The following is an 11,705-nucleotide window of genomic DNA, read 5'->3' as shown; positions in this document are numbered from 1 at the left end:
GTCGCTTTTCGCCGCGCGTCACACGTCGAACAGCCGATCGGCGTCCTCCGCCTGTCGGCGGTAGATCCCCCGCCCCTTCAGCCGCGGCACCTCGTGCCGGTGGAGCGTCTCCGCCTCGCAGTCGTACACGATGGGGAAGACGTTGGTCCGGCGGCGAGCGACCGTGTACGAGCGCGCCGCGTCGACGAGCGGCGGGTCCGAATCGGGGACCGGGAAGACGACGTAGCCGAGTGGGGTCGTCGCGCCGTGCCGGTCGTCGACGCGGTCGACGAGCACGTCGCGGAACGAGTCCGCGACCGCGACGAGGTCCTCCGGGCTGGGGTCCGGCTCGTCGTCGACGAGCGTTGCGATGACGGCGACTTCCCCGACCGAGGCGTCGTCGTCGCGGGTCTCCCACACCGGGTCGAACCCGTTCGTGTACTCGTCGACCGGCTCGAAGCCGTGTTTCCGGCGGTTCTCGACGACGGCGTCGCGGTACTGCGTGTGATCCATACGGGATCACACGAATCGCATGATAAAAAATGACACACATGCCGGCGACCGGTGCGAGTTCTCGGCGAAGGCGAGGCCAGCGACCGCGTCACCGGAGCCGGTCGAGCTCGTCCGCCGCCGCGAGCTCCGCGACCACGTACCGGTGTTGTACCGCCCAACACCGCTTCGCGACCGCGTACGCGACGGCGACGGCGGCGACAGAGAGGAGGCCGACGATCGGACCCGCCGTGGCGGTCACGACGTACGACTGATAGCCGAGTACGCAGACGACGACCGCCGCGACGAGGGTGGCGAGGGGCCGACGCGAGGGGTTCCGAGCGACGTCCGTGAGACACCGCAGGTCGTGCTCGAACGCCGGCCGCGCCTCACTGTCGGGGTCTCGCGCCGAACGCGGCGATCGGGCGGATCCGGACATACGGATCCCTGGGGACACTCAGACGACATATGCTTTGCGGGGAGTTCACACTCGACGAGGATACCACCGCACGCGACGGGATCGACCGGACGCGGGGAGCGTATCGTGACGAGAGCCGACCGGACGAAGAACGAAGTAGTCCCGGGCGGATTCGAACCGCCGTCAATGGCTCCAAAGGCCATTATGATTGGCCACTACACCACGGGACTGCGATCGGTGGTTGCCCGCGCGCACTCAAGTAGGTTACTTTCCCTGACGGGTCGGCGGTCCCGCGTTCATCCGACCGGCCGGCGCGCGAAGCGCCGCGGTACCGGCGGGCGCGTCACTCCCGGCGGGCGTCGTCGCTCCCGGGATCGTCGCCCGTCGCCGCGTCCGCGGACTCGTCGGCGGCGTCCTCGACGCCGACATCGCCCTCGGCGCCGATTCCGTCCTCGGTACCGTCCTCGATACTCCCCGCCTCGTCGACGGACGCGAGGTCGTTGACGTCAGGGGCGTCGCCGTCTTCGCCTTCCTCCAGATCGCCGACCGCCGGGGGCGACGGCGGTCGGTAGGTGTAGACGAACTCGCCGGCCACGGCGTGGTACGCGCCCGTCTCGGGGTCGTCCACGACGCCGGTGTCGTTGTCGATGGCGAAGTCCACGAGGTCGCGGAGGCTCTCCGCCTCCGCCTCGGGGCGCTCGTGGACGGACGCCGGGAGCCGGAACGTCGTGATCCACTCCGCGAACTCGGAGCGGTCGTCGCTGTACGCGAGGTAGTCGCGCTCGGCGGGCGTGAGCGCGAGGTCGCGCTCCCGACGGGCGTACGCCAGCCCGCCGGCCCCGACGAGGCCGACGAGGAGCAGGATCGGCCCGCCGATCGACCGGAGGGGGCCGTAGCTCCGCTCGACGGTCACCGGCTCCGTGCGCTCCGAGGTGTCCGACTGAACGCCGGGGTCCGAGACGGCGTAGGTGTCGCCGCCGTGGTCGAGCCCCAGCTCGATCGTCCGGGCGTACGAGGTCTGCTCGCCGTTGATCGCGCCCTCGAGCGCCACGTCGGTGACGACGAACGTCTCCGTCTCGCCCGGCGACGCGCCGAGCTCCTCCTCGATCTCGGCCGCGGTCGCGTCCACCTCGCTGCTGTTGAGCGCGAACGACGCCGTCGCGGTATCCCCGGACTCGACGTCCGAGACCGTCTCCGACGCCAGCGTCCGCCGGTCGCTCCAGTAGACGACGTTCCCGTCCTCGGCGACGTTGCGGACGACGAGGACGGAGTCGAGCTGAACGTCGACGTCAGACGCGGACGCGGCCGCGTACGTCGTCTCGACGTCGACGTCGAGCACGGGAGCGACCCGCGTGAAGTACGTGTCGCGATCGTCGAGGACGGTCCCGACCTCGAACACCGAGTTCGGCTCGGTCACCTCGGCGGAGTGGTTGTACTCCGTCTCGACGGTGAACGAGGAGACGGTCCGCTCGCGGGTCTCGGTACCGGGGTCGACGTGGGTCGTGTAGACGAGCCCGCCGCCGACGGCGGCCGCGATCAGCAGGACGGCGACGATCACGGCGAACTGTGCGTCCAGTACCGCGCGGAGCCGGAGTCGGGTCTCGTCTGGGGATGAGGAGCTCATTCGGTCACCTGTATATCTGGCGGAGGAGCCGGCGATACAGCGGGGGTCTCTCGCGCGATTCTCGGGAGCGTATCCGCGCGGGCTCGCCGCGCAGCAGGACGAGCCCGAGTCCGACGATGCCGCCGCCGAGCAGCCCGTTGATGGCGACGATCGGCGCCCACGGGTGAACGCCGTACAGCTCGTCGACCACGCCGTGCGGGAGCACCGCGAGGTATCGGTGTTCGGCGACGAACAGCCGGTAGTAGCCGGTCTCGGGCGGGGCGGTGAGCGTCACCGTGGTCGAGGCCTCGCCGCGGCTCCCGACCGTGAGCCGCTGGGGATCGACCTCGACGCCGGGGCTCGCCGGAGTGACGTACGCGTACACCGGGACCAGTCCGGCGTTGGGGACGACGTACTCCAGCTCCTGACTCGTGCCGCGCTCGATGACGGTGGGGTTCTCCGACTCGAACTCGGCGCTCACGACGCCGTACTCCTGCGTGCCGGCCGGGACGACCATCGCCGCGGTCGCGGTCGCCATCAGCACGATCGCGAGCACGGCGACGATCGCGAACACCGAGGTGCCCGAGTCGCGGGAGCGGTCGCGTTCGCGGGTCCCGCGCGAGTTCCGGTTCGCGTACCAGTCGGCCGCGTACGCGACCGCCGAGAGCGCGAAGAGGATGTACGCCAACCCCTGCGTCCCTTGGAACGCCCGGACCCCGAAGGTGACCGCCAGCCACGTCTGGAACGAGGCGAGCCCCGACTGGATCCCCATCGCGACGGTGCCCAGGTGCGGGATGACGACCACGCTCCCGCCGACCTGGAGCGCCACCGCGACGACGTCGGCGTCCTGCACCACGGGCTCGCCCCCGTCCTGATCGGTGAACGGGTTGTTGTCGCCCCGCGTCACGTACCCGCGTTCCGTCTCCTCGACGACGCGGTGCGTGGTCAGCCCGCCGCCCTCGATCTCCTGCGCGTCGAAGGTCACCACGTCGCCGACGCCGACGTCGCCCGCGAGCGGCGCCGGGATCGCGACGAACCCGTCGCCGGGGTCGAGGGTGGGCTGCATGCTGCCGGTCTCGACGAAGCTGAGCAGCACGGGCTGCCCGAGCAGCTGGCCGACGACCAGCGAGAGGACGACGAGGACGACCGCCACCTGCAGCGTTATCGAGAGGATACGTTTCGGTGACATGTGTCGTGGATTGGCGCGGGCGTCGTGCCTCGGGCGTCGGTTCCGTCTCGGTTCGGCGCGGGTCTCCGATCATGGAATGTAATCGACACGTTATAAGTTCGGGGTTCGGAGCAGGACGTGGCGGGAATCGGTCCCGCGAGTCGCGATCTCACTCGTCGAACACCCCGAGAGCGAGCAGCGCGAAGGAGCCGATGAAGGCGAGACAGAAGCCCAGCAGGTGGACGTAGAGGTTCACGACGCTCCCCGCGCCGGTCGGGTCGCCCGGAAACCCCACGACGGGATAGCCGACGACGAGCACCGCTCCGAGGGCGAACAGGTCTCCCTCGCCCGGCCGCGAGGCGACCGCGCGAACGCCCTCGCGGACGGTCTCGCGGACCGAGACCCCGGCGCTCGACACGTAGAGGACCGCGAGGAGCGCGCCCGCGACGCCAGTGGCGAGCCCGGCGAGACCGAGACCGGTCGTCGAGACCGGGAGCGCGAGCAGCGCGATCCAGCCGACGAGCGCGAAGAAGACCGCGGGGAGGGCGCGGATCGACGCCCCCGGGGCGAACCGCTCGCGGGCGTACGTCCCGAGCAGCAGCGGGAGCAGCCCAGCGAGCGCCATGTTGATCCCGGAGAAGCCGAACCCGATCGCGTCCCGCGGGACGGCGAGATTCAGCGCCGAGAGGACGAACGGGAACGCCGAGAGGAACGTCGCCAGCGCGGTCAGGAAGAAGCGGCGCGACCCACCCAGCACCGCGAGCGCGTAGCCGACGCCCGCGAGCAGACAGTACCCCGCCACGTTGCCGGCGAGGTGCCCCGCGTCGAGGTGGACGTAGTGCGAGGCGAAGGCGCTCCGCAGCGTCGGGTCGGCGTACGCGAACGCGAGCGACCGGCGGGTCGGCTCCGGGAGCGAGAAGGCCGCGAGCAGGACCGCCGGCACCGCGAGCAGGACGAGCGGGTCGACCGGCCGGACGCCGGCGAGCAACTCTCGCCGGAAATCGCGGTCCGCCCGCCCGTCGGCGCCGGCGGCGCGGTCGCGCTCGTCGGTCGGAGACGCCGTCACGACCGGGACCTCGGCGACCGGCGGGTAATACCTGTCGGCGCGCGTCTCGCTCGCGATAACTGACGCGCCTCGACCGCGGGTCCGAGGACGCGAACGACTTCCGGGCATCCGCGCGCCTCACGAGCGGGAGGTCCGGCGGAACAGCGCGAGCCCGGTCACCGAGACGACGAGGGCGACGAGCAGCCCGCCGAGCGCTGCGAAGTCGATGCCGCTCGGTTCCTCCGTGAGACCGGCTCCACCCTGAGCGTCGCCGGACCCGCCCGCCGTCGCGGACCCGCCCGCGTCGTCTCCCGCTCCGTCTCCCGCCGGGTCGCCGACGAGCAGGGTCCCGACCGTCGTCCCGTCGACCGCGAGCTCGTACGCGCCGGCGGTCTCGAAGGTCCCGCCGAGCGCGACCGTCGCCGTCTCGTTCGGCGCGAGCGCGATCGTCTCGTTCGCGACCGGGTCGCCGTCGGCGGTCAGCGTCACCGACCGCTCGCCCGCCGCGCCGCCGCCGTTCCGCAGGGTGGCCCGCACCGTCGCCTCGTCGCCGGAGTCGATCGCCTCGGGCGCGACCGTCGCCTCGGTCACGTCGAATCGAGGCTCGCGCGCCGCGACCGCGAACGTCGAGAACTCCGTCGTCGTCGCGCGGAAGTGGACGCGGTCCTCGGGGAGGCCCATGATCTCGACGACCCCTTCGTCGACGACCTCGACCGGCTTCTCCTCCCACTCGCCCGCGTCCGTCTGCCGGTAGAGCGCCACGTCCTCGGGAGCGGTCCCGGTCGCGTTCAGGTGGTCCGGGTCCGCGCTGAACCGGATCGTCATCTCGTCGACCGCGTCGGGCGCGAAGTCGTAGTCGAGCGCGAGGTACGCCATCGACCGCGGCGTCGTCGGCGCCGCCAGCGCGCTCCCGCCCTCGAAGGGGTCCGAGCTCCCCACCGCGTCCAGTTCGACGTGCTCGTTTCCGACGCCCGCCAGGTCGATCCCCTCCAGGGTGACGTCGTCGCCGGCGAGCGCCATCCCGTCGGCCCGGAACCGCACTGTGTCCCCGTGGTCGATCTCGCTCGCGGTGAACTCGCGGCTGTCCGAGCTTGGGGCCGTGGTCGTCACGGTCGGGCCGTCGGCGCTGGTCTGCTGGTCCGCCGTATCCATCTTCGTCGCGTCGTCGGGCTCCGCGAGCTTCGTCTCGATCGAGAACTCGTCGGCGCCCAGCTGCGTCCCGGGAGTCGCGCCGCGCGTGTCGAACGCGAGCCCCACCGTGACCGTTTGGTTGGGCGCGAGCGTGACGTTGTTCGCCTCGCTCTCGATCGAGTCGCCGTCGACAACGAAGGTGACCGACTCGTTCGGGTGGCCGATCCACACGTGCGCGTACCCGTCGCCCGTGTACGTGATCTCGAAGACGCCGTCGATCGTCCCGGTCGTCCCGACGTTCACGCCCTCGAAGGAGGGGTCTCGGATGTTCGGGTTCGACGCTGAGATGTCGATTGCGATCTCGTCGTCGTCGTTCAGATAGGCGTACTGCCCGTTCGGTCCGTCAACCGGCTGGACCGCGAGTTTGTCGTCCGCGAAGGTATCGGCCGGGCCGTCGACCACCGCCGCGCCCGTGGCGAACGCGAGTGAGCCTCCGGCTACGAGGAGGAGGGCGAGGGTCAGGGTGCGAGAGGTGGTCAACATACCTACTATTTTGGAGTGTGATTACACATCCGACGACGAGTGTAGGCCATAGGCGAAGACCTACTGTGCGCTGGAGCTACCGGAAGTGGTACCAGACGAAGTAGTGGCTTCTTCGTTACCCACGGTTACGGTGAAGGTGTCCTGACCCACAACTTCACCAACAGTACCGTCGTCAACACCGAGTTGGTAAACGGTCGTTCCGTCAGCCGCACTCACAGCCGTACCTCCGTTCTGCTCGGTAGTGAACAGGGTAACAGTCTTGGTATACCGAAGTATGAAGTCCTGCTCGGATCCGTCAGTCGTGTTCTCGATTCCGAAGGCGTTGATGTCGCCAGGGGACTCGGTGCCGCCGTCGGCATTCGGGTCATCCGAAAGCACCGTCCAGTCGATGTTCGCATTCACGCCTCCTTGCGTACCAGGACCGCTCGTGTGCTCTCCAGGACCGCCCCAGCCGTCGCCTCCACTTCCGTCAGTTGACCAGTTCTCAAGGAGAACCGGATTGTTACTATTGTCGAAGATTGTCGCACTGTGGAGGGTGCTCCCGTTTCCGTCACGGAGTTCGATAGTGTCCGTATACGAGGCCGCCTCAACCGGAACGTCGAAACCGTCCCAGGTGACCGTGTGGTCGAGCTCAACACCGATCTTTGACACATCGCCGTCATCGAGCGTAACGCTAGAGTCGTCGATGCTGAAGCTCGACTGAGCGGCCGCGCCGCCCGACATTGCGAGAACACCGACTCCGCCAGCGCTTGCTGTTGCCGCGATACCACCGACCGCCTTCAGTAGATTGCGTCGTTCCATGGTTCTGCGTACACACGACCCGCATGCCTCGACCGAGTAAGCACGCGGCGTCGCTTCGTTTCGCTTTTTGCGACAATCCCATATCGTTATGAATTTCCAGAAACACTTCCGGGCGAGGCTGAACGTCCGGTCGGTCCGTTCCGCCCCCGCCTGAACCCGGATCCGATCGCTTCAGGCCGGCCGTGAGATCCGTTCACGAGTCGTTCAGGACACGCCTGAATCGACAATCGTTGCTTCTGAGACGCGCCTGAATTTGACAGAAAGTGATAACTTGTCGGCGAACGAACCGCGATCTCGATTTACAGAAGACCGTATTTCCCGGCTTACAGGCGATAATACGCCCGAATAGCGTGTTTCTACTGAAGACTGTATAAACGTAGAGAAAGTTTGTTTGATTATCATAACCGCGGGGTTTATGTTGGTCTGTGAATATGTGTCTGACAGAAATGGCGTCGGCACAGCAGATCGACGGGGGAGGGGCCGAACCGACAACGGAGGTGTCCGAGGACGAGCTGTTCGACGTCCTGGCGAACCAGCGTCGGCGGTTCGCGGTGCACCTGCTGAAACGAGAGGAGGAGGATCGGGTCGCGATCGGCGACATGGCCGAGCAGATCGCAGCCTGGGAGAACGGGATCGAGACGGCGGAGATCACGGGGAACGAGCGCAAGCGCGTCTACACCGCGCTCCAGCAGTCGCACCTGCCGAAGATGGACGACGCGGGCGTCGTCGACTTCAACAAGGACCGCGGCCTCGTCGAGCCGACGCCCGCCCTGCAGAACGTCGATCTATACATGGACGTCGTCGAAGGGAAGGAGATCCCCTGGAGCACCTACTATCTGGGGCTGTCGGGAGTCGCCGTCGCGCTCACCGGCGCGGTGTGGGTCAACGCGTGGCCGTTCGTCCTCCTGCCCGACATGGCGTGGACGGTCGCGATCGTCGTGGCGTTCGCGTTCTCCGCGATCACGCACAAGTACTACACCGCGGAGATGAAGGTCGGCGAACCGGAGGAACCGCCGGAACTGACCTGAGATCTGTGTTTCAGGCAGCGGTTTCGGGTCTTCCGGGAGCGCATAACCATAGGGTCGGAACGCGTTGGATAGCGTGAACGAAGCGCGAGATCCCACCTCACATGAAACGACGGAACCTCATCCTGTTGCTCGGCGGTGCGAGCTCCGGTGCGATGAGCGTCGGCACCGGCGCGTTCAGCAGTATGGAGGCCGAGCGTGGGGTAGAGGTGAACGTCGTCGAGGACAGGTTCGCGTACGTGGGGTACCGAACCCCGAGTGACGGCGAGACCGTCCTGGGCGGTGATTCGATCACGCTGGTGGTCGTGACGAATCGGTTCGCTGATGATCAGCGACTCGGCATCGTCGGCGCGCACATCAGCCAAGGCGACGATCTCGTTGAGAACATCAGAGTCGAAGAAGAAACGGAAAACGGTGAGTTAGCACCAGTCAACCCGGATCTGACGACGGAGGCCGACTTCGAGAGCCGAGGGGTGTCGGAGGCGGAATCGTTCGGGACCGGGGAACGAGTCCACGTCAGAGCGGACATCGCAGGCAGCGAGGTCGACGTCGGAAAACCGGTCGATATCGAGGTCACGATCGGCGTCACGGGGCTCGACGGAGAAGTCGCCGCTCGGCTCTTCGGGGACACACGGACGTTCACGGTCACGGGCGGCGGAGTGAAGTTCCCGGGCGAGAGCGGGAATCCGAAGCTCAAACCCGATGACGTCGGAGGCGTCCGGGCGCGCGCATACTTCAGAGATGAGAACGGTAATCTCGACAAGACCGAGTTCCAGAGAGTCCGGTTCGGTGATCCACTGCGAACGAATCAGGAATTTAACACCGACGAGAGATACACTATCAAAGGTATCGAGATCGAGGGGAGCGGGAAGGTTTACCGCCGATCCGACGCGTCAGGCGGGGAGAAAGTAGTCACGGAGCCGGTGAACGAGGAAGCCGCGTTCGACTGACAGGAGCCGTTGACTCGTCTGTATTGTTGTAGGGTATCGCTCGGTTCGTTCCATAGGATCGAGTCTGAATCGAACGCAATTCAGGACGGCCTTGACACGCAGCAGTCGAATGCATTCTGTTTTCAGACCCATCCAGAACCGTTACAGAATACACCATTCTGTGATTCAGCGTTGTCCTGACAGAGTTCTGCCGACTCATAACGATATGGGATACGTCCCATGGGTGAAGTAGAGCGACCCCGGGTGACGCGGGATGTCTCGTGTCCTCGGACGCAGGTCGCGTGCGGTAACAGAGGTAGACCAACCATGGAACGACGTAAGTTCATCATCGGCGCAGGCGCATTGGCCACTGGTGCTTCGGCTGCGATGGGTACGGGAGCAGTTTCATCAGGAACTAGATTCGATCGGAACGCGGATGTTGCCGTTGCAGAGACTGACAATGGTGCACTCATTGCGTTGAAGGAAGGAACTGAGGATTTCGATCTGGTCAGTTACGACCGAAACGGGCGACTCAATATTGACCTTGGACCAGGCGTTAATCCCGATTCGGAGTACAAGATCGGAAGTGGGTCGAATCCGGCATTCCGTATCCAGAATAATGACCCCGATAGTCAGGTAATCGCCTTCGATTTTGATCCGGAAAACTATACGGATCTACTCAACGGTGACTCGGACACCTTCATCAATTTCAACTTCTTCGGCGTAGCTGACAGTGTCCGTGGAAATAACTTCGCAATGTGGCTCTCATCCGGCGCAGGGCAGGATCCGGAATATAACACCTACTTCGAGATCCCCTCAGGCAGTGCAGTCGATGTGACAATGAGTGTCAAACCCGGGAAAGAAGCAGGTGGAGAGGATCTGAGCGGCCAGATGGAATTCGAGGTTGTTGAAGAAATTCCGGAATCAGTCGATTATAAATAATATTTTAATTAGTAGTATAGTTTTAATATATTATATGTTTTTGTCGGTGTGAAGTTAGACGTTCGGGCCAAATAAGTGGACTCATTTCGCAGTTCCCACTGTGATTCGAACTCGACCGCTCCGTTCAGATGCCCTTATGTGTCCCCCGTACCCAACCCCGAACATGGACGACCACTCTCACGAACCCGATCCGGACGAACGCGTGACTTCCCCGATGCAGGAGTTCGGCAGCCGCGAGGTCGGCATCGGCGCGGCCGTCACCCTCGTCGGCCTGCTGATCGCGTACGTCATCCCCTTCCTGTTCAGCTTCTGAACGGCGACACCGTTCGCTCCCGGTTTTAAAAGACACGACGAACCGCCGACAGCGACGCGCCTACCGCGGGTACCACGCCAGCGGGTGGTCAGCGGTGAGCTCTAAGCTGACCGGCTCGTCGAGGTCGAACTCCTCGACGTGGTTGTGGAGGCAGTGGACCACCTCGCCGGACTCCAGCTCGACCCGGTAGACGAAGGAGGGGCCGACGTACTGCCGCGAGACGATGACGCCGTCCGCCAGTTCGGGGCTCGCGGGCGTCGCCCGGAGGTCGTCCGGGCGCACGAGCACGTCGACGGGGGCGCCGTCGTAGACGGTGTCGTACCCCTCCAGCGTGACGGCGTCGAACCGACCGATCCCGGTCTCGACCTTCCCGGCGCGGAGCTCCCCTTCGAGGAACGACGCCCGCCCGAGGAAGGAGGCGACGAACTTGGACTCGGGGCGCTCGAACACCTGCTCGGGGCGGCCGACCTGCTCGATACGGCCGTCGTTCATGACGGCGACGCGGTCGGAGATGGAGAGCGCCTCCTCCTGGTCGTGAGTGACTGAGACGGCGGTGACGCCGGCCTCCTTCAGGATGCGCCGCACCTCTTCGCGCATCTCGACGCGGAGCCGGACGTCGAGATTCGAGAACGGCTCGTCGAGGAGGAGGACCTCGGGCTCGGGCGCGAGCGACCGGGCGAGCGCGACGCGCTGCTTCTGACCGCCGGAGAGCTGGTCGGGCGTCTTCTCGCCGTGCTCGGGCATGTCGACGAGGTCGAGCAGCTCGTCGACCCGCGTCTCGGTCGCCGTCTCGTCGGCGTCGGAGAGCCCGAAGGCGATGTTCTCGCGGACGGTGAGATGCGGGAACAGCGCGAAGTTCTGGAAGACGATACCGACGTCGCGCTGCTCGGGCGGGACGAGCGCGCCGTCGCCGCCGGCGACGACCTCGTCGCCGAGGCGGATACGTCCCTCCGTCGGCTCCTCTAGCCCCGCGATGGTCCGGAGCGTCGTCGTCTTCCCGCAGCCGGACGGGCCGAGAAAGGTGATGAGCTCGCCGGGTTCGACGTCGAGCGAGACGCCGTCGACGGCCGTCTCGGGGCCGAAATCCTTCGTCACGTCCGACAGCGACAGCACCGGATCGGGCGACGGGTCCGCGGGGGACTCGCTCTCCGTCGCGCTCGACCGCTTCGTTCCGACGTGTTGGGTTTGGGCCATCGTGAGTCGGGCGCCGAGCCTGCCGGCGTCCCGTGGTTGCCCCTACGTATTTTAGGAAAGCCTAAAAGCGTGTCGCTCGCTTTCAGGCGTCGGAAATCGGAGGTGGAGGAGGTCGCCGCAGGTCG

At 66.2% G+C, this 11,705-nt stretch carries 12 protein-coding genes and 1 tRNA gene; 4 read left to right on the top strand and 9 right to left on the bottom strand.

Annotated features, from left to right (window positions below):
- Window positions 1-18: 18 nt before the first annotated feature.
- From B4V04_RS07275 to B4V04_RS07240, 8 genes are all read right to left on the bottom strand, one after another.
- Window positions 19-492, bottom strand: a complete 474-nt coding sequence (locus B4V04_RS07275) for a hypothetical protein (RefSeq protein ID WP_498230445.1) — start codon at window positions 490-492, stop codon at window positions 19-21.
- 88 nt (window positions 493-580) lie between these two features.
- Window positions 581-907: a hypothetical protein gene (locus B4V04_RS07270; RefSeq protein ID WP_498230443.1), complete on the bottom strand. Its 327-nt coding sequence runs from the start codon at window positions 905-907 to the stop codon at window positions 581-583.
- A 136-nt stretch (window positions 908-1,043) separates the two neighbouring features.
- Window positions 1,044-1,116: transfer RNA gene (locus B4V04_RS07265), tRNA-Gln, on the bottom strand.
- A gap of 113 nt (window positions 1,117-1,229) precedes the next feature.
- Window positions 1,230-2,510: a DUF5305 domain-containing protein gene (locus B4V04_RS07260; RefSeq protein WP_498230441.1), complete on the bottom strand. Its 1,281-nt coding sequence runs from the start codon at window positions 2,508-2,510 to the stop codon at window positions 1,230-1,232.
- Window positions 2,511-2,514: 4 nt separating this feature from the next.
- On the bottom strand, window positions 2,515-3,678 hold the full coding sequence (locus B4V04_RS07255; RefSeq protein WP_498230439.1) for a signal peptidase I: 1,164 nt from the start codon (window positions 3,676-3,678) through the stop codon (window positions 2,515-2,517).
- Between the two features lie 148 nt (window positions 3,679-3,826).
- The gene (locus B4V04_RS07250; RefSeq protein ID WP_498230438.1) at window positions 3,827-4,723 is read right to left on the bottom strand and encodes a hypothetical protein; all 897 of its coding nucleotides are present in this window, start codon (window positions 4,721-4,723) and stop codon (window positions 3,827-3,829) included.
- A 117-nt stretch (window positions 4,724-4,840) separates the two neighbouring features.
- On the bottom strand, window positions 4,841-6,376 hold the full coding sequence (locus B4V04_RS07245; protein WP_498230436.1) for a CARDB domain-containing protein: 1,536 nt from the start codon (window positions 6,374-6,376) through the stop codon (window positions 4,841-4,843).
- A gap of 60 nt (window positions 6,377-6,436) precedes the next feature.
- Window positions 6,437-7,177 (bottom strand): hypothetical protein, encoded by a 741-nt coding sequence (locus B4V04_RS07240; RefSeq protein WP_498230434.1) that lies wholly within the window; start codon window positions 7,175-7,177, stop codon window positions 6,437-6,439.
- A gap of 446 nt (window positions 7,178-7,623) precedes the next feature.
- Between B4V04_RS07240 and B4V04_RS07235 the strand changes: the two genes are divergently transcribed.
- From B4V04_RS07235 to B4V04_RS07220, 4 genes are all read left to right on the top strand, one after another.
- Entirely contained in the window at window positions 7,624-8,205 is a 582-nt protein-coding gene (locus B4V04_RS07235) for a DUF7344 domain-containing protein (RefSeq protein ID WP_498230839.1), read from the top strand.
- Between the two features lie 101 nt (window positions 8,206-8,306).
- A complete protein-coding gene (locus B4V04_RS07230; RefSeq protein ID WP_498230432.1) occupies window positions 8,307-9,152 on the top strand; it encodes a hypothetical protein in 846 nt (281 codons plus the stop codon).
- Window positions 9,153-9,458: 306 nt separating this feature from the next.
- Window positions 9,459-10,073 (top strand): hypothetical protein, encoded by a 615-nt coding sequence (locus B4V04_RS07225; RefSeq protein ID WP_498230430.1) that lies wholly within the window; start codon window positions 9,459-9,461, stop codon window positions 10,071-10,073.
- 163 nt (window positions 10,074-10,236) lie between these two features.
- The gene (locus tag B4V04_RS07220; RefSeq protein ID WP_498230429.1) at window positions 10,237-10,386 is read left to right on the top strand and encodes a DUF7550 family protein; all 150 of its coding nucleotides are present in this window, start codon (window positions 10,237-10,239) and stop codon (window positions 10,384-10,386) included.
- Window positions 10,387-10,446: 60 nt separating this feature from the next.
- Here the strand turns inward: B4V04_RS07220 and B4V04_RS07215 are convergent, their stop codons facing one another.
- Window positions 10,447-11,580, bottom strand: coding sequence for an ABC transporter ATP-binding protein (locus B4V04_RS07215; RefSeq protein WP_498230427.1), 1,134 nt, complete (start codon window positions 11,578-11,580; stop codon window positions 10,447-10,449).
- Window positions 11,581-11,705: the final 125 nt, after the last annotated feature.

The organism is Halorubrum sp. B52, assembly GCF_059752555.1.
This window is presented reverse-complemented; position numbering and strand designations above follow the sequence as displayed.

Excerpts from the sequence above, each read along its gene's own strand:
- B4V04_RS07230 (WP_498230432.1), top strand. The coding sequence starts at position 8,307 with ATGAAACGACGGAACCTCATCCTGTTGCTCGGCGGTGCGAGCTCCGGT.
- B4V04_RS07275 (WP_498230445.1), bottom strand. The coding sequence starts at position 492 with ATGGATCACACGCAGTACCGCGACGCCGTCGTCGAGAACCGCCGGAAA.
- B4V04_RS07225 (WP_498230430.1), top strand. The coding sequence starts at position 9,459 with ATGGAACGACGTAAGTTCATCATCGGCGCAGGCGCATTGGCCACTGGT.
- B4V04_RS07245 (WP_498230436.1), bottom strand. The coding sequence starts at position 6,376 with ATGTTGACCACCTCTCGCACCCTGACCCTCGCCCTCCTCCTCGTAGCC.
- B4V04_RS07240 (WP_498230434.1), bottom strand. The coding sequence starts at position 7,177 with ATGGAACGACGCAATCTACTGAAGGCGGTCGGTGGTATCGCGGCAACA.
- B4V04_RS07215 (WP_498230427.1), bottom strand. The coding sequence starts at position 11,580 with ATGGCCCAAACCCAACACGTCGGAACGAAGCGGTCGAGCGCGACGGAG.
- B4V04_RS07255 (WP_498230439.1), bottom strand. The coding sequence starts at position 3,678 with ATGTCACCGAAACGTATCCTCTCGATAACGCTGCAGGTGGCGGTCGTC.
- B4V04_RS07220 (WP_498230429.1), top strand. The coding sequence starts at position 10,237 with ATGGACGACCACTCTCACGAACCCGATCCGGACGAACGCGTGACTTCC.
- B4V04_RS07260 (WP_498230441.1), bottom strand. The coding sequence starts at position 2,510 with ATGAGCTCCTCATCCCCAGACGAGACCCGACTCCGGCTCCGCGCGGTA.
- B4V04_RS07270 (WP_498230443.1), bottom strand. The coding sequence starts at position 907 with ATGTCCGGATCCGCCCGATCGCCGCGTTCGGCGCGAGACCCCGACAGT.
- B4V04_RS07235 (WP_498230839.1), top strand. The coding sequence starts at position 7,624 with ATGGCGTCGGCACAGCAGATCGACGGGGGAGGGGCCGAACCGACAACG.